Below are 22,330 nucleotides of genomic sequence, written 5' to 3'. Positions count from 1 at the left end.
AGTGGCCCGACGGTCGGTGACTGGGTGCCGCCCATCTCCGGCAACCAACACCATTTATGAGGACTTCGACCCCACGTGTTCCCATGCGATTCGTCCGCTACGACGGCGACCAGCTTGGACTGTTGACAGACGACGGAACCGGCGTCATCGACCTCACGGAGCGACTCGGCCTCGACGGCGACGAACCGCTCGTCGAGTACATCGACGGGGACTACGACGCGAGCGAGTACGTCGACGCGGACCCCGACTACGACCGCGCCGACGTCGAACTCGGCTCCCCCATCGGCCGCCCCGGCAAGGTCATCGCCGCGCCGCTCAACTACGAGAACCACATCGAGGAAGCGCTCGCCGACAGGGACATCACCACCGACGAGTGGTTCTCGATCAAGGACAAGGGGTACTTCCTGAAAGCGCCCTCCAGCGTCGTCGGCCCGGACCACGGCATCGAACTGCCGTTCTCCGACCGTCGAACCGACCACGAGGTCGAACTCGCGTTCGTGATGAAAGACGACGTCAAGGACGTCTCCGCGGCGGAGGCGTGGGACCACATCTTCGGGTACACGATCCTGCTGGACATCTCGCTGCGGGGCGACCAGGACCGTTCGAACCGGAAGTCCTACGACACGTTCACCGTCGTCGGTCCGTGTGTGACGACGGCGGACGAGATCGACGACCCCCAGGACCTCCAGATGGAACTCGAACTCAACGGCGAGCGACGCCAGTACGAGAACACCGGCGACATGGTGTACACGTGCGCCGACGTCGTGCAGTACGCCTCGCTGGGGGCGACGCTCGAGACGGGCGACGTCGTCACGACGGGCACGCCGGAAGGCGTCAGCGAACTCTCCGACGGCGATACGATCGACGCCGAGATCGAGGACGTCGGCTCGATGACCGTCGACGTCACGGGGCGTGACGTCAGCTACGCGGAGGCAGACGTCAGCAAGGGCGGGCAGAACTAACGGCCCACGAGCACCGCGGCGTCGAAGACGGTCGTTCTTCCCGCAGGTCGTCGGACCCGACGTCGACGCGGCCGGCCGTGTCTGTTTTCGAACTAATACATAGGGTTAAGAGGATCGAGAGGTGGCTAGCATGCATGAGTTCACCAGGCACGCCCTCGCGGACGGGGAGCGACGGGCTATTCGACTCACCGACGGACATCGACGAGACCGAGCGACTCAGGCAGGAGCGGGACTTCTGGCGGGGGGTCTTCGAGGACTTCGTCGCAGAGTTCCCCGAGGCCATCTTCGTCGTCGACGACGACGGGCAGATCACACACTGGAACGAGAAGAACGAGGACATCGGCGGTCTGACCAGCGAGGAGGCGATCGGCGAGGTGGCCCACGACCTCGTCGGCACGGAAGACGTCCAGGAAACGCTCGCGGAGACGGTCGTCCGAACTGACGAGTCCGTCCGCGAAGAGGAGATTCGGACCGGAACGGACCCCGACGGGAATCGGTGGCACATCCGTGCGTCCGCCGTGCCGCTCCACGGAACTGACGGACGGGTGGCCGGGAGCCTGGAGCTCATCACCCAGGTCACGGAACTCGTCGAGAGCCGCCGCGCCGTCGAGGCGGCCCAGACCAGGATCAGTGACGAGGTCGAAACCGCGGTAGTGGAGTTACTCGACGCGTCGGAGGAAGTCGCAGACAGCAGTCAGTACATCGAGTCGACCGCCCTCGACAAGGTGGACTCGCTCGAGACGATCCACGGGGAGATCGAGTCACTGAGCGCGACAGTCGAAGAGATCGCGGCCCAGACCGACGACGTGGCCGACCAGAGCGAACGAGTCGTCGAACACGCGGAGGCGTCGGTCGAGGCCACCGACGACGCGCTCGATCTGATGGACGAGGTGGCCGACCTCGCCGAGGACCTCGAGGGGAACCGCCGCGCGCTCGAAGGACAGGTCGACGATATCACCGACGTCTTCACTACGATCAGCGACATCGTCTCCCAGATCAACATCCTGGCGTTGAACGCCAACATCGAGGCCGCACGAAGCGGCGGAGACGCCGACGGGTTCGGCGTGGTCGCAGACGAGATCAAGGAACTCGCCGACCAGTCCAGAACGGAGGTGGACGCCATCGAGGAGACGGTCGAGACGGTCACCGACATCGTCGGCCAGACGGCCGAGAGCATCGACCACACCGGCGACCGCGTCGAGCGGGCCGTCGCGCGGACCGAGGACGTTCGGGCCAGGCAGAGCGACATCGCCACGGCAGCGAACGAAACCGTCGACGGAATGAGGGAGATCGGCGTGGCGACGGACCAACAGGCCGCCGGCGCCGAGGAGGTCACCACGATGGTCGAAGACGCTGTCACGGACCTCCGCGCAGTCGTCGACGAGATCGGAGAGCTAACGGACGCAAACGAGCGCCACGCCGACCGTGTTCGAGAGGTTCGGCAACGAGTACGTGACGTCGAGGGGCAACTCGACACGGCGGGTGGGATCGGCGGGACATCGACCGACGGCGACTGAACGCGCGGCGAACCGACCGGCGGCCGTTCGATGGACGTTTCTCGGGAGTCGGGTGAGCGCGTACCTGTCGGAGCAGTTCGAGCGACGGTCAGTACCCTCCCCGGCGAGCGGGCGCCTACGACGGTTCCGCCTCGGCGTAGAAGTTGAACGCCTCGAAGACGGGCCGGTCCGTCATGCCCAGGAGGATCGCCTCGTCGTCCGGTTCGTGGTGGTGGATGGCGTCCGGCGGCACGACGAAGATATCCCACTGGCCCCACTCGAGGGCCTCGTCGCCGACGTGTGTCGCGCCCTCACCCTCGATGACGAAGTAGACCTCCGTCGCGTTGTGGAAGTGCGGGTCGGTCGCCTCCTGGAGCAGCTGGGCCCGGAAGGACATGGTCGGGAACAGCGGCGGTTTGCCCGCCGCGGGGTTGACGTACGAGAGACTGTAGCCGTCGTTGGGGTCCGGTTCGTCGTTTTCGGCCCGCTGTCGGAGCGTCTCCAGCGTCTCCGCCCACTTGAACCGGTACGGTGGTGTCGCCTCGCGGATCCCCTCGAAGGGGCCAGGGATGCCGTCTCTTTTGGCGTCGTCCTCGGAGCGTGCGCGACCGTACTGGGAGTCCCAGTAGCCCTGCGTCTTGGTGACGGGCTGGCGTTCGAGTTCGTGGTTTTCGAAGGTGTTCCGGGCGTTCAGCGAGTCGAGCACGAGGGGCAGGTCGAGGACGTCGAGCCACGCCGCGGTCTCGTCGGAGTCGTTGACGTGGTCGTGCCACTCCCACTGGGGCGTCGTGATCAGGTCGTTGTCGTGCATCGGGAACTCCTCGCCCGCGACGACCGTCTTCATGTCCTCGTGCCCGTCGATGGTAAAGCGCAGGGCGTTAGCCCCGTGTCGATGTGCGGGCGCCGTCTCGCCCGGTGAGACGGTCTGGACGCCGACGTAGATCGTGTTCGAGATAGCGTTTCCGAGCGCCGTGTTGATGGGGACCGCAACGCGCCGCTGGAATCCCGGCGGGAGGTCGGCGATCGGCACGTCGTCCTCGATACCGTCGATGGCGGTCTGGATGTCGTCCCACTTCCAGATGTTCGCCTGGAGGTCGTCGTAGACGTTGCCCATGTCGTCCTCGACCTCCCACAGGGGGCGGAGGTCGTGTCTCTCGAGGATGCTCCGCGTGTCGGTACTCAGCTCTAGGAGGTCCTCGGGCTCTTGCTGTCCCATAGTGAACAGTTGGCACACGAATTTTATAAGTGTATTGGACCCCGGGCTACCGACAGCCGCGTTGGCACCAGTTGGGATCGCATCGTGGCGGCGAGAGGGCGGCGACGGGGACTACGCCTCGGCCTGGGCCGCGAAGACTTCGTCCGACGGGAAGACGGACCGGCAGTCCTCGCAGACCATCTGTCCCTGGATCGCGTACTCCCAGAGCTTCCCGCCACAGTTCAGGCAATCGAAGTGCGCTCGGACGAACGGGTTTGCCTCGGCGTAGATGTTCTCGAAGTCGGCCATATGGATCCGTGGTATCGGAACTCAATTAAGCGTATCGTCCGGCTGAACCGCTGCAGTTCGTCGCGTCACCCAGCGGGACCTCCTGTCCGAGGAACGCCTCGGTTCTCCGTCCGACGAACGCTCAGTCCCCCGGCCACGAACGCTCAGTCCCCCGGCCACGAACGCTCAGTTCTCCGTCCGACGAACGCTCAATCTTCGACGTACTCCTCGAGCGCCACGCGAAGGTCGTCGGGGAGCTCGATAGCTCCCCCGCCGTCCGTCCGGGCGCACACTCGCTGTTCGTACCCCGAGAACGCGACGTCCCCGTCGTTGCGCGCGACGTACTCGAAGCGGACGCTCCGGGTCCCCGGTACCGGCGTCAGTTCGACGGTGACGTCGTCACCGGCCTCTACCGGGTTCTCGAACTCGAAGTTCATCTCGACGAGTGGCAGTCCGTATCCCTCCTCCTGTGAGATCTCCCAGAACGGGAACCCGATCTCCTGCATGAACATGTCCGAGGTCTCGTGCAGCGCGTCGACGATGCGCGGGTAGTGGGCGATTCCGAACGGGTCCGTGTCCGAAAACCGGACGGTCCAGGTGCGTTCGTACATCGTCACGCACCGTCCTCGAGCACGACCAGTGCGTCGAGTGCGACCGCGCCGTCGGCGGTTGCGAGCACCGGATTCACGTCCAGTTCCGCGATAGAATGCTCGGTGACGAGGTCGCCGACCGCCTCGACGACGGCAGCGAGGGCGTCGACGTCGACCGGATCGCTCCCACGGTAGCCCTCCAGCAGGCGCGCGGCCTGCAACTCCTCGATCGCGGCCCGCGCTTCTCGTCGATCGACTGGTGCGAGGCGGTGGCTCGTATCCTCGAAGACCTCGGTGAACACGCCGCCCAGACCGGTCAGGACGACCGGCCCGAACGACGGGTCGCGGAGCCCGCCGACGATGACCTCCGTCCCCGCGTCGACGTCCTGTGCCTGCTCGACGAGGACGTCGGCGTCGACGCCGCGCTCGGCGGCTGCCTCGAAGATCCGGGTCGCGGCGTCGGCGACGGCGGCGGGCGAATCGAGGCCGACTGCGACGCCCGCGCCGTCGGCCCACTCGCTCTTGTGCGTGACCGCCGGGGAGGACACCTTGACGACGACCGGGAATCCGATCGCTTCCGCCGCCTCGACGGCCGCGTCCGCGCTCGCGCACACCTCGAACGACGGGACCGCGACGCCGGCGTCGGCGAGTAACCGCTTCCCCTCCGCCTCGGTCAGCGTTTGCCGTCCATCGGCGCGTGCGTCGGCTATCTGGTCAGACATCGGCGCTCACCTCCGCGTCGACGCCCGCAGCGTGGAACCGGGCGTACCTCGCGAGGACTGCGGCAGCCTGTGCGGCCCGCTCCGGCGTCTCGAACACCGGGACGCCGGCTTCCTCCAGCGCCGCCCTGTCCTCGGCGAGATCCGCCTCGATCCCCTCCGTGGCGAACAGGACCGGCTTGTCGACGCGCTCGGCCAGGCCGTCCAGTTCCTCGACGGGGAACCCGAGCGCCTGCTCGAACAGTTCGTAGACGAGAACGATGTCGACGTTGTCGTCCTCGGCGACGGCGGTCACGACCTCGCCGAACGCCGGCATCGGACGGCCCGTGTCGACGGGATTGTCGGCGTAGGTGATGCCAGGCAGGATTTCCCCGACCCGGTCCCGCGTTTCGGCGGTCAGTTCCGGCAGGACGCCGCCGGCGCGCTGAATGCGGTCCGTGATGATGATACCTGGACCGGCCTGCGCGGTGACGACGCCGACGTTCGGGCCGTCGGGTATCGGGGAGTCGCCGAGCGCCGCTGCGGCGTCGAGCAGGTGGTCCGTGGCGTCGACCGTCGGGACGCCGTACTGCGCGAAACCGGCCTCGTACAGCGCGTGGTCGCCGGTGAGCGCGCCGGTGTGGGACGCCGCGAACTCGCCGACGTCGGACTGGCCGACCTTGTAGGCGACCACCGGCGTGTCGACGTTTCTGCACGTCTCCAGTAGCGCGCGGCCGTCGTCGGTCCCCTCGACGTGGAGAACGATCGCGTCGGTTCCCTCGTGCCCGTCGAAGTACTCGATCGCCTCGACGAAGCCGACGTTGGCCCGGTTGCCGAGGCCCACCGTCGCGGAGACGCCGCGACCCTGGCGGCGGGTCTGGAACGCGAGCACCAGGGCGACGCCACCGCTCTGTGCGACGACCGCCGTGTTCCCGGTCGGTATCTCGTCGACTCCGCTCGCGAACGAACAGAGCAGACTCGTCTCCGGCACGACGAAGCCGCTCGTGTTCGGGCCGAGCAAGGCGATCCCGTGTTCGTTCGCGCGCTCGACGACCGTCGCCTGCAACTGTTCGCCCTCCTCGCCGGCCTCGGCGAACCCGCTCGCGTAGATGACGGCGGCACCGACGCCGGCCGCTCCGCACTCGTCCAGTACCTCGGGCACGGCCGGGCCCGGAAGGCACAGCAACGCGAGGTCCACCGCGTCGTCGACGTCGGCGACGGAGTCGACGAACGGCTCACCGAACATCGTCCCGGACCCAGACGGATTGACCGGATAGGCTGGGCCGTCGAACTCGGCGGCGTTAACCATCGCTTCGTAGCCGACTTTCCCTTCGGTTTGCGACGCCCCGACGACGGCCACCGCCGTCGGGTCGAACATGGGTGTGAGGTTCACGGTACCACATTGCTCGAACGGGGGCAAAGTGCTTTCCCTGCGCGTCAGGCAGCGACCGCGGCGAACGCGTGCGGTAGCGCACTGTCGCGTCGTTCGACCGAGTGACAGTGAACGGCAGGTGCGAGGTGTTCGGACACCGGCGTCGGCGTCGGCGTCAGTCGTTTCGCCGTTCGACGAGGGCGATCCCCTCGAAAGAGATAATCATCTCCCCGGATCCGGTCCACCCCTCGACACGGGTGGTGACGTATCCCCGGTCGTCGCGCCGGTCGGACGGCCGCTTGTCCACGACTTCCGTCTCGAGGTGGAGTTCGTCCCCGGGGGTCAATGGCGCGTGCCACCGGAGGTTGTCGACGCCGATGCCAGCGAGCGTGGCGATATCCCGCTGTCGTTCGACGGTCAACCGCATACAGATGGCCCCCGTATGCCAGCCCGACGCCACGAGCTCGCCGAAGATGGACCGTTTCGCCGCCTCCTCGTCGATGTGGAACGGCTGGGGATCGTACTTCTCCGCGAACTCGAGTATCTCCTCCTTCGTGACCTGGTACTCCCCCACGCGGTCGGTCTCCCCGACGTCGATGTCCTCGTAGAATCGCATACCTGATCACTGGCGTACGAGCAGTAAAACGACACCGATTGGCGTGGCACGCCCCCGCACGCCACCGCTCCCGTCGTGAACGCGCTCTGGATCGGATCGACGCCGGTCCCGGGAGTCTGGACACCGTGGCGGTCGACTCGGCAGACCTGCTCGGCCACCCATCAGTAGTTTCGGTAGATGATGTCGCGCTGCACGGCGCTCACGCCTTCGTACGTCATCGGCATGCGGACGTCCCGGTACACGCGAGCGACCCGCTCCTGGTCGAGTATCCCCCGACCGCCGTGGAGCTTCATCGCCATTTCCGCACAGTCGGCGGCGACTTCGGTCGCCTTCGTCTTGGCCATCGACGCCCAGAGAGTGGCGTCTTCACCGGCCTCGATCCGTTCGACGGTCCGCCAGAGCAACGACCGCGCGCTCTCGAACTCGATCCGCAGATCCGCCAGATCGTGCTGGACCGACTGAAAGTCGGCGACGGAGCGACCGAACTCCTCGCGGTCGTGGACGAAGTCCCAGGCCTCCTCGATGGCAGCAGCGGCGAGTCCGATCCCGTGACCCGCGACGCGGACGCGCCCGTGATCGAAGAACTTCGCGAGCATCCTGAACCCCGCACCGCGCTCGCCGATGCGATTCTCGGCGGGGACCCGGCACTCGTCGAACGTGATGTGGGCCTGTTCGGAGGCGCGCATTCCGATCTTCTCCGGAACGTGTTCGGCGTGGTAGCCGTCGCTGTCGGTCGGGACGATCAACAGCGAGTGGTTCCCGTGTCGGTCTTCGCCGTCTTCCGTGCGGACGTAGACGGTTATCCAGTCCGCCTCGACGCCGTTGCCGATCCAGTATTTCTCCCCGTCGATGACCCACTCGTCACCCTCCAGCCGGGCGCTCGTCTCCATCCCCGCCAGATCGCTCCCGGTATCGGGTTCCGTTATCGCCATGCCCGTGATCTGTTCGCCCGCCGCCACGGGCCGGAGGTACGACTCTTTCTGTCGCTCCGAGCCGAACGCCTGGAGGACGCGCGTCCCGAAGCTCTGTCCGAGGAGCGCGAGGCCGATGCCCGCATCTGCCCGGAAGAACTCCTCGATGGTCGCGACGACCTGGGCCAGCGATCGGCCCTGCCCGCCGTACGCGGGGTCGATCTCCTGTGCGACCAGCCCTTCCGCTCTCGCGGCGCGGACCACGTCCATGGGGTACTCACCCGACGCGAAGTACTCGCCCGCGACCGGTTCGACGTGGTCACGTGCGAACGAACGGGCTCGCTGTTTCGGTGCCTGTGCCTCTGCCGGTATCACTGACGCTTCCAGTAGTTCCATCGGTGTCTCGAATACGCAGGGCCGGGAGTGTTCAGTTGCAGTTTCGACCGCCGTTCGACCCGACGTCGAACGCGCGTTCAGGCGTCGTGGGGAAGTTCCCCGTGCTCGTCGAGGAACTGGTCCCGGAGCTTTTTCTTGTCGAACTTGTGGGTAGTCGTCTTCGGAACCTCGTCGATGAACCGGAACTGGTCCGGGAGCCACCACTTCGGGAACTTCGACAGCAGGTGGTCACGGAGCGACGCCTCGTCGACGGCGGAGTCGTCGGTGACGACGAACGCAACCGGTCGTTCCTGCCACTTCTCGTGGGGAACGCTGATAACTGCCGCCTCGGCCACGCCGCTGGCGTCGATGAGCGAGTTCTCCAGTTCGACGGAGGAGATCCACTCGCCGCCGCTCTTGATGGCGTCGTCCAGCCGGTCGACGACGTCGAGATAGCCGTACTCGTCGATGGTGGCGATGTCGCCCGTCTTGAACCACCCGTCCGCCGTGAACGAGCGCTCGTTCGCCTCGGGCCGCTTGAAGTAGCCGTCGGTGAGCCACGGCGAGCGGGCCTGTATCTCGCCCTTCGACTCGCCGTCGCTGGGCACGGGTTCGCCGTTCGTATCCCGGAGACGGATGCGTGCGCCCGGTGCCGGGATGCCCGCCTTGCGCATGAGTTCGTAGTGTTCGTCCTGCGGGAGGTCCCGCGTCTCGGTCGTTTCGAAGGTGTTGACGAGGTGCGGCGAGGCCTCCGTCATGCCGTATCCCTGGTAGATCGGTGCCTCGTACACTTCCTCGAACTTCTGCATGAGCGAGGCCGGCGGGGCGCTCCCGCCGGTGAGCACGCGGTCGAGGCTCTCGAGCGTCAGGTCGTCGCTCGATTCGAGATACGCGTCCATCTCGATCCACACCGTCGGCACGGCGGCAGCGACGGTCACGCCCGCCTCGTGAATGAGGTCCGCGACGCCGGGCGGGTCGGTGTGCTCGCCGGGAAGGACCAGTTTCGACCCGTAGAAGGTGGCCGTGTAGGGGAACCCCCACCCGTTGACGTGGAACATCGGGACGACGGGCATCACCGCGTCGTTCTCCCCGACGCCGAACACGTCGACGTGGCCGTGGACGAGCGTGTGCAGGAACATCCGCCGGTGGTAGTACTGCACGCCCTTCGGCATGCCAGTCGTCCCGGACGTGTAGCAGAGCGCGAACTCCGTGTTCTCGTCGAGTTGGGGCCAGTCGTACTCCGTCTCGTATCCCTCGATGAACGACTCGTAGTCGACGACCGGTTCCAGATCGGTCTGGGGCACCTCGTCGGCCAGGACGACGTACTGCTCGACCGTTTCGAGGTCGTCCGCGATACCCTCGACGGTCCCCATGAACGCCGGGTCGACGAACAACAGCCGGTCCTCGGCCTCGTTGATCATCTGCGTGAGGTGGTGATCCGGGAGCCGGTGATTCGTCGTGTGGATGCTCCGGCCACTGCAGGAGGGGCCGAAGTACAGTTCGTAGTGGCGGAAGTGGTTGACGGCCATCACCGACACTCGCTCGCCCCGGTCGAGGCCGAAGTCGTCGAGTGCGTGGGCGAGTTGACAGATCCGTTCGTACGCGTCCCCGTACGTGTACCGGTGCAGCGTTCCGTCGGGTAGTTTCGTGACGATCTCCTTGTGGTCGAACAGCTCGACCGCGCGTTGCAGGAATTTCGTGATGGTAAGCTCGTAATCTTGCACGTGTAGTCACCTCGGCTCGAATCGGTAGAAGACGCGTTCGTGGTCGGCGGGACCGTCTATCTCGACGACTTTCAGTTCGACGGGGTCACCGATGGCGAGGTCGTCGTATTCGGCCCCGTCGATGCGCGCCGACAGGCGAACGTCCCCGACCTCGACGATCCCAGTCACGAACGGAACCTCGTCCTCCATGCCAAGTGGCGCGCCCGCCCGGAGCATCGAGAACGCGAACAGTTCGCCCTCGCCTGGCAGGTCGACGTATTCGAGGTCGTCGCAGTGGCACTCCGGGCAGACGATACGTGGGGGGAACTGGACGTCGCCGCAGTCCGAACACCGCGTCGTCGAGAGTCGCCCCTCGTGGAGGCGCTCGTAGAACTCGTGAATACCGGTGTGCTCGGCCGTCTGGAGCTCGTAGAAATCGAGCAACCGCGGGAGCTCGATGGTGTCCGGAAGCTCGACCGCGTCGCGGTCGTCGCTCATGGTCGACCACGCGCCATGGTCATGACGCTGTGGACAGAGGCGCTCCCGCTGAGATTGTGTATCAGCCCGGTCTCCGGGTCGGGGACGCGCCGTTCGGCGGGAACGTCACCCCTGAACTGGTTGTATATCTCCAGCGCCTGGGAGACGCCGGTGGCCCCGAGCGGGTGACCACAGCCCAGCAACCCACCGCGCGGATTGACGGCGATATCACCGTCGAGGGCGCTTCGGCCGTCCTCGACGAACTGACCGCCCTCGCCTTTCTCGACCCAGCCCAGGTCCTCGTACTCGACGATCTCGCTGATCGAGAAGCAGTCGTGGACCTCGGCCACGTCGAGTTCCGCCACCGGGTCGTCGATACCGGCCTGGTCGTAGGCCTGCTCGGCTGCCGTCGTCGCCTGCGGCCACGCAGACATCGACGGGAGGTTGTTGACGGAGTTGCTGGCGAAACACGCCTGCCCGCTTCCGGTTATCCAGGCCGCTTCGTCGGTCACCTCGCGGGCCTTCTCCTCGCTCATGAGGATGAGCCCGGCGGCCCCGTCAGTGATACCGCTACAGTCGTAGAGGCACAAGGGGGGAGACAGCGGGAACGAGTCGATCACATCGTCGACGGAGACTTCCTCCTGGAACTGCGCGAACTCGTTGTGGGCCGCGTGGCTCTTGTTCTTCGCGCTGACCTGCGCGAGCTGTTCGCGCGTCGTCCCGTACTCGTGCATGTGTCGTTGAGCGACCATCGCGAAGTACGGGGGCGCGTTGAGGCCGTTGACGCCGTCGAACTCGCGGTCCATGACGTTCGTCATGCCGGACTGGGCCTCGGCGGCGTGTTCGTCCGGCAGGTTCATCTTCTCGACGCCGAGGACGAGCGCGGTGTCCAGCTGGCCGGCCGCGATGGCGAGCCACGCGTACCGGAGTGCCGCCTGGCCGCTGGCACAGGCCAGTTCCGTCCGGGCGATCATGCTGTCGGGCGAGACGCCGAGAAGCTCGGCGACCATGGGCGCGACGTGGGTCTGGAAGGCGAACCGTTCGGGCTGCACCGAGCCGACGAACAGCCCCTCGATGTCCCCGGGATCCACGCCGGAGACGTCGTCGAACGTCGCCTTGCCGGCCTCCTGGATGAGGTCCTTGTAGGTCGCTTCGCGGTCTCCCCAGCGAGTGTGTCCGCCGCCGACGATGCCGACGGATCGCGTCACTGGGACACCGCCTCGCGTTCGGGACGGCCGCCGTCAGTTCGTTGTTCAGACATGGAATCAGACACTTGCGCACACGCACCACACCGCCTTGAACGTTCGTGGTCGCGGTCAGTCATCGCTGAACTCCGGTTCGCGGTCGTCGTTGAACGCGGCGACGCCCTCGAGCATGTCGTCGGTCGTGGTCAGGAGTCCGAAGCCCTGGCTCTCCAGCGAGAGCGCGGTCTCCAGGCTCGCGTTCTGTCCCTCGTTGATCACCTGTTTGGCGACTTCGAGCGCGGTTCGAGGGCCGTCGACCAGATCCGAGACCACCTCGTCGACCGCCGCCTCGAACTCCTCGTCCGGGACGGCCCGGTTGAGGATGCCCCAGTCGGCCGCCTGTTCGGCGGAGATGTGCATCCCGCGGAAGACCAGTTCCTTCGCGCGCGGTTCGCCGACCAGGCGAACGAGCCGCTGGGTCCCGCCGCCGCCGGGAATGAGGCCGAGGTCGACCTCCGGACTGCCGAGGGTGGACCCCTCCGCCGCGAGGCGGATGTCACAGGCCAGCGTCAGTTCCAGGCCGGCCCCGAGGCAGAACCCGTCTATCTTCGCGATCGTCGGTCGCGGGAACTCGTAGACGGTCTCGATGGACTCGTCGACGTGCATCAGGTCCGTCGGATCGGCCGTCGTGAAGCCGGTGATGTCCGCGCCCGCGCTGAACGCGCGGTCGCCGGCGCCCTCGAAGACGACGCAGGCGACGTCGTCCTGGTCGACGGTCTCGAGGAGACGCTGGACCTCGTTGAACATGTCCGTCGAGAAGGCGTTGAGCCGCTCCTCGCGGTCGAAGACGACCGAGAGGACGCCGTCGTCGGTGAGTTCGTGGCTGACGTAGTGGTACGGGCCGCCGTCGCGGTAGTCGTAGAACCCCCGTCCAGCCGCTTCGCCGGTGTGGCCCGATTCGACGCGCTCGACGAGATAGTCGGCCGGTTCGTACCGCTGGGCCCCCGTGGCATCGTGGAGTTCCCTGAGCTTTTCGAGGGCGACGTCGAGGCCGAGCTTGTCCGCGGTACGGCACGTCCCCTCGGGGAGGCCGCCTCCGAGGCGCATTCCGACGTCGATGTCTTCCGGAGTTGCGACGTCCTGCCCGACGAGCCGCGCCGCCTCGTTTATCATTCGCGCCTCGATGCGCAGCGTATCGACGCCGTCGCCCTGTGTCGGTCCGTAATCCGCTCCGGGACCGTCCTCGTACTCGTAGAAGCCCGCGCCGGCCTTCCGCCCGAGGTCACCGTCCTCGACCCGGGAACTGATCGACTCGGGGACCGGGTCGTCCCACTGCTCTCGCGTGTGGGCGAACACGTCGAGCCCGCCGAAGTCGTTGAGTTCGAAGGGACCCATCGGGTAGCCGCGCCGGAACACCATCGCCGCGTCGACCGCCCGAATGTCGTCCGTTCCCTCGTCGAGCATGAAGCCGGCCTCGCCCATGTACGGCGTCAATACGTTGTTGACGACGAACTGTGGGACGTCCTTGCGGACGCGGATCGGTGTCTTGTCTAGCGACTCGACGAACTCGTAGGCCGCGTCGACGACGTCGTCCGCCGTCGCTTCGCCGCCGACGACCTCGACGAGGTCCATCTTCACCGGTGGGTTGAAAAAGTGCATCCCGCAGCACCGCTCGGGCCGGTCCGTCGCCGTCGCGACGTCGCCGATTCGGAGGCTCGACGTGTTCGTCGCGATGATAGCGTCGGCGGGCGCGGCCTCGTCGACTTCGGCGAAGATAGTCTGTTTCAGATCGAGGTCTTCCGGTGCGGCCTCGATGACGAGGTCGGCGTCCGCGACGGCCGCCTCCAGTTCGACGGCCGTCGAGACGCGTCCGAGCACGTCGTCCGGGTCGGCGTCGAGCTGGCCCTTCTCGGCGAGTTTGTTGAGACTCCACTCTATCTGGTCGTACCCGTCTTGCACGAGGTCGTCCTCGACGTCGCGGAGGACGACGTCGTAGCCAGCCATGGCGGCAACTTCCGCGATGCCGTGACCCATACTGCCGGCTCCGAGGACCGCGAGACTGTCGATTTCGATATCCATCGATCGATACGTCTCCGTCGGCCGTATTTAATCTGGCGGTATGTTACCAAGGAACAAGGGGCGGCGTGCCGACGGCTATGCGGCGGCGCACCGGGTGAACCGGGCGAAACTGGTCAACGAGGGATCGTCACGGATCCCGACTCATAGCGTGGTTGTAAGCCCGTACCGGCGTCCGACCGAACTGCGTGAGGCCAGGCACCGGTAAACAGGTACAACCACCACTATCAGACGTTACACACCGAGGTACTCCTGTCGTAACGTTTCGTCCTCCCGAAGTCGTTCCGTCGAGACGACCTCGACGATCCGGCCTTCGTCGAGGATGTAGTGACGGTCCGCGACCGCGAGCGCGACGGCGACGTTCTGTTCGACCAGCAACACGGTGACGTTCCGCTCCTGGCTGATCTCTTCGATTATCGATTCGATACGCCGGACGATGTACGGAGCGAGTCCCTCGCAGGGCTCGTCGAGCAGTATCATCTGCGGATTCGCCACGAGGCTGCGAGCGATGGCGAGCATCTGTTTCTCACCACCACTCAGGTTCCGCGCGGGCCGGTCCCGCATCTCGTCGAGTTCCGGGAACTGGTCGAAGACGGACGCCATCGGGAGCGGGTCGTCGACGTGGTTCGCCCCGAGTCGGATGTTCTCCTCGATGGTGAGGTCCTCGAAGCAGCGTCGGCCCTCGGGAACGATGGTGAGTCCGAGCCGCGGGATCTGATAGTTCGGCGTCGCCAGGAGGTCGTGCCCATCGAACGTGATCGAACCACTGCGGACGTTCGGGACGTCCGCGCCGACGACGGCGCGCATGGTGGTCGTCTTGCCAGCGCCGTTCCGGCCGAGCAGCGAGACGACTTCGTCGCGCTCCACGTCGATGTCGACGCCGAACAGTACCTGTCCCGTCTCGTATCCCGCCTCGACTCCGTCGATCTCCAGTAGTGTCATAGTTCCTCCCGCATGCCGCCGAGATAGGCGTTCTGGACGTCTTCGTTCTCCTGTATCGCCCCGGGACTGTCCGTGGCGAGGACCTCTCCCTGGTTGAGAACGGTGATGCGGTCGCTCATCGAGAGCACGATGTCCATGTCGTGTTCGATCAGCAGGACCGTGAGGTCGAGGTCCTGTTGCAGTTCGTCGATCATGTCCGCCGTCTCCTGAGTCTCGGTCGGGCCCATGCCGCTGGTGGGCTCGTCGAGGAGGAGAACCGACGGGTCCGTCGCCAGCGAAATGGCGATGCCGAGTCGGCGCTGGTCCCCGTGCGAGAGGTTCTTCGCCAGCGTAGTGCGCTCTCCGTCGAGCCCGACCCGCTCGAGATACTCGAACGCCGCGTCGCGGTACTTCGCCCGCCCGTTGCCGAGCAGGTCGAGCCCGAAACGTCCGGAACGAGCCGTCTGAACGACGATTCGGACGTTCTCGAGCACACTGAGGTCTGCGAACAGCTGGTTCGACTGGAACGACCGAGCGAGGCCGCGGTGGGGGCGCTTCTCCTGTGCCATCTCCGTCACGTCCTCGCCGTCGAACCAGACGGTTCCCGCCGTCGGATCGAGCGCACCGGTGATGGTGTTGAACAGCGTGGTCTTTCCGGCACCGTTCGGGCCGATGATGGCGTGAAGTTCGCCCCGTTCGACGGCCAGGTCGACGTGTTCGAGCGCCGTCAGGCCGCCGAACTGCTTGGTCAGCCCTTCGGTCTCTAGCACGACGTCGGCGGACCGAGCGGTCGTCGAAGTGTCACTCATTCACGAACACCCCTGACGCGGTCGTACAGTCCACCGATCCCGCTCCTGAACAGGCCCCACAGGCCCTCCCGTGGCGCGACGAGCACGGAGATGACGAACAGGAGCCCGAGGAAGAACTGCCAGTACGAGAGCAGGCCGCCGAGTTCGATGCGGACGAGCGGGTACTCCGCGAGCGGTAACACGAGCGTCTCGAACTCGATGAGGAACTCCTCGGAGAACAGCCAGACGAACACGCCGGCCAGCGGGCCGAAGAAGTAGTTCGCCCCGCCGAGGACCGTCATCAAGATGATGTCGCCGCTCGTTTCGACCGTGAGTGTCGACAGCGAGGAGCCCTGATTGTTGATCGCGTACAGGACGCCGGCCAGTGCCGCAAACACGCCGCTAAACGTGAACGACCAGATCTTGTACCGCTTGTCGTCGATGCCGACTGCACGGGCCAGCTCCTCGTTCTCGCGGACGGCGACGAGCGAGCGACCGAACGGTGACCGCGCGATCTGCCAGATCGCCAGCGCCGCGAGGACGAAAACCGCCCCGAGGAGGTAGTACCAGTCGAACTGGAACCCCCCGGCGGCGACGTACTTCACCCCACGCTCGGTCTCTATCCAGGACGGGAGCACCCCGACGATGCCCGTCGAACCGCCCGTGAGGCCGCCGTAGTTCTGGTTCGCGATGAAGTGAGCGGCCTTGGCGAACGCGAGCGTCAGCATCGCGAAGTAGATCTCGCCCCGCTGGGCGATGATCCGTCCGATGAGGTAGGCGACCACGGCTGCGACGGCGAGCCCGATCACGGCGGAGACGGTGAACGGGAGGTCGAACCGCGTCAACCCGATCGCGGCACCGTACGCCCCGAACCCGAGGAACATGCCGTGGCCGAACGACAGCAGGCCGGTGTACCCCAGGAGGACGTTGAACGACGCGGCGAACAACATCCAGACGAGGATGGTGTTCGCGAACGGTGGATAGTTGAGCAGGAACTCGTGACCGATAACCGGGCGCAGGAAGACGACGAGGGCGAGCAGGCCGAGTGGGACCCGCCACTGTTCGAGCCTCCCGTCGGCCAGTGCGTCCCGCAATCGCTGGGTAGATTCTGTCTGCGAGGCGTCACCGCTCATTCCATGAACCCCTCCTGTCCGAACAGTCCACGCGGTCGGACGAGCAACACGACGATCATCACGAGGAACGGCATGAGACCGCCGATTCCGGAGACGTTGAGGGCCGCGACGTTCGTCGTCTCCGAGAGCGTTCGCAGGACGAGCGGCGTCAGGAACGTCGCTTCACCGATGAGGATGCCGGAGACGACGCTACCGAAGAGGCTCCCGACGCCACCGACGACGACGACGACGAACGCGAGAATGATGAACTGGTTGCCCATGCTGAGGTCCATCCCCAGTTCTGCTCCCCGAAGGACGCCACCGAGGCCGGCGATGGCGGCCCCGATAAAGAACATCACGACGAAGCGGAGGGGGATGTTCACGCCGACGAACTCGGCCATCTCGCGGTCGAGCACACCCGCCCGGACAGAGAGTCCGAAGTCGGTCCGCTCGATCAGCAGGTAGACGGCGACGATGACGACGACGCTTACGAGGACGGAGAACAGCCGCATCCTGGCGATCGTCGTGACACCGATACCGATACTGCTGTCGAGTATTTGCGGCGTCGTGACGCTCAGTGGACTCCCGCCCCAGATGGCACGGGTCGCCTCGTCGATCATCAGGGCGATGCCGAAGGTCGCGAGCAGTCCGATGAGCGGGTCCTCGTCGTAGACGAACTGGAGGACACCCCGTTCGATCACGATGCCGACGAGGCCGACCACCACCGGCACGACGAACAGCGTCGCCCAGAACGGCAGTCCCCACACGGTCAGCACCTGAAACGTCAGGTACGCCCCCATCATAAAGAAGGCACCGTGAGCGAAGTTGACGACCCCGAGCAGCCCGAGGATGATCGAGAGGCCGAGGGCAACCAGCACCAGGATCAGTCCGTACACGAGCCCGCCGACGAGCTGGTCGACGAACAGTCCCGGTCGCACGGCAAACGCGTGCGCGAGCAAGACAAACAGCACCAACGATGTCACTAGTTCCCCCGGAGAGATGGGCAGTGCATCCCGGTCTAACGTCTGAATACCGATTCCGTCCATGGAGTTAGAAGCTACAGCCGGTTTCTTCGCAGCTCCTGGCGACCTGGTCGCCAGCAACAGTCTTCGAAACCTCGAACCACTGCTTGTACGGGTCGTTCGTCATCTCGCTCTCGTCGCGGGCCTGCACGACGTGGGTCGGCTGGATGAGCTGATGGTCGCACGCGCGCCATTTGAGGGTCGAGTTCGGCACGATATCGTTGACGGGACTGTCGGTTATCTCGTGGCCCTCGAGCGCCGCCCGGACGTCCTCCCCGTTCGCACTGCCGGCGCGCATCGCCGCGCGGACGGCCTGGTCCGTGGAAACGTACGCCATGTACTGTCGCGAGAACGGATCCGTCTCCCCCTGCTCGGTGACGCGCTGTTTGAAGTCCTCGCCGCCCTCGACGGTGTTGATCCATCCGGTCGGACCCAGATCGACCATCGAGGCGGCCTCCTGGTTGAGGCCCCACATGACCTGGTCCTCGAACTGGTGGAACATGACCGACAACTCCTCGTGGAGGCCGCGGTTCTGAAGCTGGCTCGCGGCCGCACGCGCGTCGAGGCCAGGGATGATCATGGCCACCCCATCCGCGTCGGAGTTCTCCACGTTGTTGATGTACTGCGTGAAGTCCTGATTACCCGGGCCGGGAACCGCGTCCGTGCCGGCGACCGTCGCACCGTTCTCCTCGAGAACGCTCCCGATGATCTCCTGGGCGGTCTGTCCCCAGACGTAGTCGGTGTACAGGAGGTACCAGCTGTCTGCCTCCTCGGCCATCGGCTGGCCGACGGCGCGGGCCATCATCGTGTTCGACGGGTACGCCCTGAACATGTACGGCTGGCAACTCTCCCCGGTAAGCGTGTCCGAAGCGCCCTGTGTGATGAACGGGACGCCGTTGTCGGAGGCCCACGATCCGATGGACCCACAGACTGCCGACGAGATGCCGCCGTGAGCCATGTCGATCCCGTCCGAGGTGACGGCCCGCTGGATCCGTTCCTGGGCCGCGCTGGGGTTCGTCTCGGTGTCGTACTCGCTCAGGGTTATCGAGACGTCGAACTCCGCCTCGAGGTCCTGTTTCGCGAGTTCCGACCCGGTCGTTAGCGCACTCCCCCACGGGGCGAACGGCCCCGTATAGGGCGCGAAGACGCCGATGTGGAGTTCGTCGGGACCGCTGCTACCCGCGGTACCGACGTCGGTAGTGTCCCCGTCAGTGGTCTGTTGGCCGCCCGCATCGTCGGAGTCGCTACTACATCCCGCGATCATAACGCTACCGAGACCGGACGTTGCGCCAACACGTTTGAGTATCTCTCGCCTGGTAGTTCGTGGCATGGAACGAGAATTGTGATCGGGGATGATATACTTTTCGGAAGGCGGTAGCTCGGACGTGCTCCCCGGACACCGACAGGTCCGATCCCACCGTCAGGTATCGCTACGAGCGCATTGCAGACCGTGACCCACCGTACTACCTGGAACGACGCCCACGGTCGCAAAGACCCGTCGTCGATGCGTCACCGCTCTACGAGTACTGGTAGTTGACGGAGATGATGTTGGCGGACTTCTTGACCTCCTGGACGAGTTCCGCCCGGTAATCGGCGTCGTCGAGACGGTCGGTCGGACAGACGAGTCCGATAGCGCCTATCACGCGACCGTCGATTTCGACGGGTGCTGCGACGACGCCCATGCCGACGATCTGCTCGTTCCAGTCCACGCCATACCCACGTTCACCGATGGCGTCCAGTTCGGCCGCGAGTTCGTCGCGGTCGGTGATCGTATGTTCTGTTCGCTGTTCGAGGCCGTGTTCGTCGAGGATGCGGTCGACCTTCTCGTCGGGAAATCCAGCCAGCATGACCTTCCCTGCAGCGTGGGTGTGTATCGGAATCGTCATCCCTGGATAGATACCGAGTTGCAGCGACTCGTCCCCGTACTTGGCGTGAAGGATGACAAAGTGACCCCGCTCCTCGACGTTCACGCTCGCCAGCTCCCCGGTCTCCTCGACGAGCCGGTCCAGTTCCGGTTTGGCGACGTGGAACAGGCGATTGCTGTATTTCACCTGGCCGCCCAGTTCCAGGAGGCGGAAGCTGAGCTTGTACTCCTGTCCCTCGTTGACGACGTACCCCATCGTGTTGAGCGATCGTAGGTAATCGTGAACGGTACTCTTGGGGAGGTCCATCCGCCGTGCGAGCTCCGCGACGCCGACCGACTTCCCCTCGCGTAACAGTTCGAGTATCTCGAACGCCCGTTGGATCGTCTTCAACGGTGGCGCACCGTGTGACATATTCGATCGTTATGGACGGTGCAGTCGTAAGCCCTTCGATTATTTCGGACGGTCGGGATCGACGTCGCGAACCGGCTGACCGAGAACAACGGGGCCGCTGGTCGCCGTCGATAGCGGCTACGATTCGCGAGTGACCAGACGTGGTCTTTCCTCACTTCCTCGCCCGGCCGTTCGATTTTCACGGTCATTCCGCCTCCCGACCGTTCGATAGGTGTTTTCTGCATTTCCATCGATCCTGCGAGTATATCGAACGAACGTGTACGGCCATCAGGCGGGAAATCGACGGATCGACCGGTTCTCGCCGCCGAGAGGAATAACAGCCTTAAATCTGTGATACTAGTTCGAGGAGCGGGTCGTGCCCAGTACCGCGCCAGTCCCGTATTTTCTTCGGTAGTGGGTTCTGACGGCGGGATCCTCTCGTCTCAGGGCCCACCACGAAGTATCCCCCACGACAGACCCAGCATACCGTCCGAAATAACCGCAGGATAGTCGCAAACCACCGGACACAGAGAGCGTCGTAGCCCGGTACCGTCGCCACCAACCGGTGACTGTCGTGGTATCGGTCGCCGAGTGAGAAGTGTGATGCTCGAACCCTCAGGGAGTGCCGAGTAATCGTAGAAACCGTTCACCCATCCGCGTCGTATCTGATGAAAAGCGAGGGAGAAAGACAGCCAAATTTCACGAAACCGATGTCACAAATCTCGCCGCGGTAGTAATATCGACCGGATCGACCCGGGTCGTTGTATTGGGATACGACACCCCAATCGGTGGACTCCTGCGCCCACGTGAATTCACCATAGTATCAGTTTTCTTTACTGCATTTGAAATAGATATCTATGGTACTTGCCAGTACAGCTCCCCGCCACAACTGGGTACAATACACCGACCTCCAATCCAGAGACACCAGGTCGTCGACTCACGTCGTGTTGAAAGACCATGATGGGCCAACCTCGTGAGCGATACGTGCTACTAACGGTGGCGTTCCCGTACCGAACGAATTCCCGCTCGTTCGATTGATTCCGCAGTGGATAGCCTCCCTCGAAACGAATTTCTCGGCCAACCCCGTGTAAAACAGGAGTTCATCGAGAGAACTCATTTTCGTTCGTGGTGCACCGCGGAATCAGGCCGTGTTCCACCGTTACAGTGTCCGATTTCTACGAATTCTATATGTTCATCTGTGATCTTCCCGTATGAGTCAACATTAAAATAGGACACGTAATTGTACAGATATCAGATAAATATCGAGACCCATTCAAACATCGGTCACGACAGATCCCCGAGTCACCTGTCGACCCGATCAGGATCGTGGTCGACGCAACGTGCCGATGCGACTACGTCGGTGCCTTCGGAGAATCCGTAGCCTGGTGCGTCGGACGGAGAGTCGACGAGTTTCATCTCGTCGTCTCCTTCGCGGCGTCGGTAAGTCGAGGACTCGTGTATCCAGCAGTCGTACGCGAAATTCGTGACGCAGATCGTTCTGAAGCTCTGACCTGTGACCTCCCACGTCGAATCGGTGACACCGCTCGACGCGGGCAGTGATCCGCCGTGAGAGCAGCCATCACAGCTCCAGGTGAGGGAAATCGACGTCGGCGTACGCATGCGTGGCTTCCGCTCCTCACGTTCGTTCGTCGCAGGAAGCCAAGGGCCGGATTTGAACCGGAGGAAGACGGTCGCCCTCGCTTCACTCGGGCGCTGCGACTTCCAGGATTCAAACCGGCGTGGCTTCCGCTCCTCGTGTTCGTTCGTCGCAGGAAGCCAAGGGCCGGATTTGAACCGGAGGGACTTCGCTTCGATCGTCCCAGAGTTCAAATCCACCCATTTGGTGCTTGCCGCTCACGAATTGTTCGCGGCAAAGAAGCCAAGGGCCGGATTTGAACCGGCGATGGGCGGCTCTGCAGGCCGCTGCGTTCGGCCGGACTCTGCCACCTTGGCGCGGGTGAAATTCCTCGGTGGGCGGATTTATGCGTTGCGATACCCGCGGGGCTATCCCTCACCCTCCGACTGGCCGGGTTCGCCCACGGCCTCTACCGGCAGCGTGTTGTAGATCTCGTTTTCCAGTTCGTCGCGGTCGCCGAAGGACCGAGCCTCGACGCGGTCGAGTACGTCCGGAAGCGGTTCCTCACCGTCGGCGTAGCGAAGGACCACGTCGTCGAGTTCGGTTGCGACCGTTTCCCGCTCGACGGGGAACTGGAGTCCTTCGAACGCGACGCCGAGTTCGTTGAGTTTGACCTCTCTCGTCATGGCTACCGCTACGCGGTCAGCGAGTAT

20 protein-coding genes and 1 tRNA gene are annotated in these 22,330 nt (G+C 64.8%); 2 read left to right on the top strand and 19 right to left on the bottom strand.

The genetic code is table 11. From position 1 onward, the window contains the following. Positions 1-83 precede the first annotated feature (83 nt). Both AC5FRV_RS07885 and AC5FRV_RS07880 read left to right on the top strand, forming a co-directional pair. Complete coding sequence (locus AC5FRV_RS07885; RefSeq protein ID WP_493560546.1) at positions 84-962, top strand: fumarylacetoacetate hydrolase family protein; 879 nt, start codon at positions 84-86, stop codon at positions 960-962. A 134-nt stretch (positions 963-1,096) separates the two neighbouring features. Then, positions 1,097-2,479, top strand: coding sequence for a methyl-accepting chemotaxis protein (locus AC5FRV_RS07880; protein WP_493560545.1), 1,383 nt, complete (start codon positions 1,097-1,099; stop codon positions 2,477-2,479). 115 nt (positions 2,480-2,594) lie between these two features. Here AC5FRV_RS07880 and AC5FRV_RS07875 read toward each other — a convergent pair whose 3' ends face one another. The 19 genes from AC5FRV_RS07875 to AC5FRV_RS07785 all read right to left on the bottom strand — a co-directional run bounded on the left by AC5FRV_RS07875 (position 2,595) and on the right by AC5FRV_RS07785 (position 22,303). After that, positions 2,595-3,674, bottom strand: coding sequence for a cupin domain-containing protein (locus tag AC5FRV_RS07875; RefSeq protein ID WP_493560544.1), 1,080 nt, complete (start codon positions 3,672-3,674; stop codon positions 2,595-2,597). A gap of 111 nt (positions 3,675-3,785) precedes the next feature. Further along, entirely contained in the window at positions 3,786-3,962 is a 177-nt protein-coding gene (locus AC5FRV_RS07870; RefSeq protein ID WP_493560543.1) for a hypothetical protein, read from the bottom strand. Between the two features lie 188 nt (positions 3,963-4,150). Next, a complete protein-coding gene (locus AC5FRV_RS07865; protein ID WP_493560542.1) occupies positions 4,151-4,552 on the bottom strand; it encodes an acyl-CoA thioesterase in 402 nt (133 codons plus the stop codon). Positions 4,553-4,554: 2 nt separating this feature from the next. Next, positions 4,555-5,253, bottom strand: coding sequence for an acetate--CoA ligase family protein (locus AC5FRV_RS07860; RefSeq protein WP_493560541.1), 699 nt, complete (start codon positions 5,251-5,253; stop codon positions 4,555-4,557). Further along, positions 5,246-6,622: a CoA-binding protein gene (locus AC5FRV_RS07855; RefSeq protein ID WP_493560540.1), complete on the bottom strand. Its 1,377-nt coding sequence runs from the start codon at positions 6,620-6,622 to the stop codon at positions 5,246-5,248. Before AC5FRV_RS07855 ends, AC5FRV_RS07860 begins: the two co-directional genes overlap by 8 nt. 154 nt (positions 6,623-6,776) lie before the next feature. Next, positions 6,777-7,217, bottom strand: coding sequence for a MaoC family dehydratase (locus AC5FRV_RS07850; RefSeq protein WP_493560539.1), 441 nt, complete (start codon positions 7,215-7,217; stop codon positions 6,777-6,779). A gap of 161 nt (positions 7,218-7,378) precedes the next feature. Further along, complete coding sequence (locus tag AC5FRV_RS07845) at positions 7,379-8,524, bottom strand: acyl-CoA dehydrogenase family protein (RefSeq protein ID WP_493560538.1); 1,146 nt, start codon at positions 8,522-8,524, stop codon at positions 7,379-7,381. Positions 8,525-8,601: 77 nt separating this feature from the next. After that, positions 8,602-10,227, bottom strand: coding sequence for a long-chain fatty acid--CoA ligase (locus AC5FRV_RS07840; RefSeq protein ID WP_493560537.1), 1,626 nt, complete (start codon positions 10,225-10,227; stop codon positions 8,602-8,604). A 6-nt stretch (positions 10,228-10,233) separates the two neighbouring features. Continuing rightward, positions 10,234-10,704: a Zn-ribbon domain-containing OB-fold protein gene (locus tag AC5FRV_RS07835; RefSeq protein WP_493560536.1), complete on the bottom strand. Its 471-nt coding sequence runs from the start codon at positions 10,702-10,704 to the stop codon at positions 10,234-10,236. Continuing rightward, positions 10,701-11,891 carry a thiolase C-terminal domain-containing protein gene (locus tag AC5FRV_RS07830; protein WP_493560535.1) on the bottom strand — a complete coding sequence of 397 codons (1,191 nt, stop codon included), beginning with the start codon at positions 11,889-11,891 and terminating at the stop codon, positions 10,701-10,703. Before AC5FRV_RS07830 ends, AC5FRV_RS07835 begins: the two co-directional genes overlap by 4 nt. Before the next feature lie 108 nt (positions 11,892-11,999). Next, positions 12,000-13,946 (bottom strand): 3-hydroxyacyl-CoA dehydrogenase/enoyl-CoA hydratase family protein, encoded by a 1,947-nt coding sequence (locus tag AC5FRV_RS07825; protein ID WP_493560534.1) that lies wholly within the window; start codon positions 13,944-13,946, stop codon positions 12,000-12,002. Between the two features lie 231 nt (positions 13,947-14,177). Next, entirely contained in the window at positions 14,178-14,885 is a 708-nt protein-coding gene (locus tag AC5FRV_RS07820) for an ABC transporter ATP-binding protein (protein ID WP_089819224.1), read from the bottom strand. Next, positions 14,882-15,673 carry an ABC transporter ATP-binding protein gene (locus AC5FRV_RS07815; protein WP_493560533.1) on the bottom strand — a complete coding sequence of 264 codons (792 nt, stop codon included), beginning with the start codon at positions 15,671-15,673 and terminating at the stop codon, positions 14,882-14,884. The genes AC5FRV_RS07820 and AC5FRV_RS07815 overlap by 4 nt, the downstream gene beginning before the upstream one ends. Next, the gene (locus tag AC5FRV_RS07810; protein WP_493560532.1) at positions 15,670-16,785 is read right to left on the bottom strand and encodes a branched-chain amino acid ABC transporter permease; all 1,116 of its coding nucleotides are present in this window, start codon (positions 16,783-16,785) and stop codon (positions 15,670-15,672) included. Before AC5FRV_RS07810 ends, AC5FRV_RS07815 begins: the two co-directional genes overlap by 4 nt. Beyond that, a complete protein-coding gene (locus AC5FRV_RS07805; RefSeq protein ID WP_493560531.1) occupies positions 16,782-17,702 on the bottom strand; it encodes a branched-chain amino acid ABC transporter permease in 921 nt (306 codons plus the stop codon). Before AC5FRV_RS07805 ends, AC5FRV_RS07810 begins: the two co-directional genes overlap by 4 nt. Before the next feature lie 112 nt (positions 17,703-17,814). Next, positions 17,815-19,116: an ABC transporter substrate-binding protein gene (locus tag AC5FRV_RS07800; protein ID WP_493560530.1), complete on the bottom strand. Its 1,302-nt coding sequence runs from the start codon at positions 19,114-19,116 to the stop codon at positions 17,815-17,817. Between the two features lie 187 nt (positions 19,117-19,303). Further along, positions 19,304-20,062, bottom strand: a complete 759-nt coding sequence (locus AC5FRV_RS07795; RefSeq protein ID WP_493560529.1) for an IclR family transcriptional regulator — start codon at positions 20,060-20,062, stop codon at positions 19,304-19,306. Between the two features lie 1,856 nt (positions 20,063-21,918). Then, a tRNA-Cys gene (locus tag AC5FRV_RS07790) sits at positions 21,919-21,994 on the bottom strand. A 51-nt stretch (positions 21,995-22,045) separates the two neighbouring features. After that, positions 22,046-22,303, bottom strand: coding sequence for a DUF5789 family protein (locus AC5FRV_RS07785; protein WP_493560528.1), 258 nt, complete (start codon positions 22,301-22,303; stop codon positions 22,046-22,048). Positions 22,304-22,330 lie beyond the last annotated feature (27 nt).

It is taken from the genome of Halomicrobium sp. HArcel3 (assembly GCF_058933135.1).
Note: the sequence above shows the minus strand (reverse complement) of the source record. Positions and strands in the feature narration are given on the sequence as shown.

What these genes read in the sequence shown, in the direction of transcription:
- AC5FRV_RS07875 (WP_493560544.1), bottom strand. Translation starts at nt 3,674, where the DNA reads ATGGGACAGCAAGAGCCCGAGGACCTCCTAGAGCTGAGTACCGACACG.
- AC5FRV_RS07800 (WP_493560530.1), bottom strand. Translation starts at nt 19,116, where the DNA reads ATGCCACGAACTACCAGGCGAGAGATACTCAAACGTGTTGGCGCAACG.
- AC5FRV_RS07820 (WP_089819224.1), bottom strand. Translation starts at nt 14,885, where the DNA reads ATGACACTACTGGAGATCGACGGAGTCGAGGCGGGATACGAGACGGGA.
- AC5FRV_RS07835 (WP_493560536.1), bottom strand. Translation starts at nt 10,704, where the DNA reads ATGAGCGACGACCGCGACGCGGTCGAGCTTCCGGACACCATCGAGCTC.
- AC5FRV_RS07885 (WP_493560546.1), top strand. Translation starts at nt 84, where the DNA reads ATGCGATTCGTCCGCTACGACGGCGACCAGCTTGGACTGTTGACAGAC.
- AC5FRV_RS07825 (WP_493560534.1), bottom strand. Translation starts at nt 13,946, where the DNA reads ATGGATATCGAAATCGACAGTCTCGCGGTCCTCGGAGCCGGCAGTATG.
- AC5FRV_RS07865 (WP_493560542.1), bottom strand. Translation starts at nt 4,552, where the DNA reads ATGTACGAACGCACCTGGACCGTCCGGTTTTCGGACACGGACCCGTTC.
- AC5FRV_RS07815 (WP_493560533.1), bottom strand. Translation starts at nt 15,673, where the DNA reads ATGAGTGACACTTCGACGACCGCTCGGTCCGCCGACGTCGTGCTAGAG.
- AC5FRV_RS07785 (WP_493560528.1), bottom strand. Translation starts at nt 22,303, where the DNA reads ATGACGAGAGAGGTCAAACTCAACGAACTCGGCGTCGCGTTCGAAGGA.
- AC5FRV_RS07850 (WP_493560539.1), bottom strand. Translation starts at nt 7,217, where the DNA reads ATGCGATTCTACGAGGACATCGACGTCGGGGAGACCGACCGCGTGGGG.
- AC5FRV_RS07880 (WP_493560545.1), top strand. Translation starts at nt 1,097, where the DNA reads ATGAGTTCACCAGGCACGCCCTCGCGGACGGGGAGCGACGGGCTATTC.
- AC5FRV_RS07870 (WP_493560543.1), bottom strand. Translation starts at nt 3,962, where the DNA reads ATGGCCGACTTCGAGAACATCTACGCCGAGGCAAACCCGTTCGTCCGA.
- AC5FRV_RS07810 (WP_493560532.1), bottom strand. Translation starts at nt 16,785, where the DNA reads ATGAGCGGTGACGCCTCGCAGACAGAATCTACCCAGCGATTGCGGGAC.
- AC5FRV_RS07795 (WP_493560529.1), bottom strand. Translation starts at nt 20,062, where the DNA reads ATGTCACACGGTGCGCCACCGTTGAAGACGATCCAACGGGCGTTCGAG.
- AC5FRV_RS07860 (WP_493560541.1), bottom strand. Translation starts at nt 5,253, where the DNA reads ATGTCTGACCAGATAGCCGACGCACGCGCCGATGGACGGCAAACGCTG.
- AC5FRV_RS07845 (WP_493560538.1), bottom strand. Translation starts at nt 8,524, where the DNA reads ATGGAACTACTGGAAGCGTCAGTGATACCGGCAGAGGCACAGGCACCG.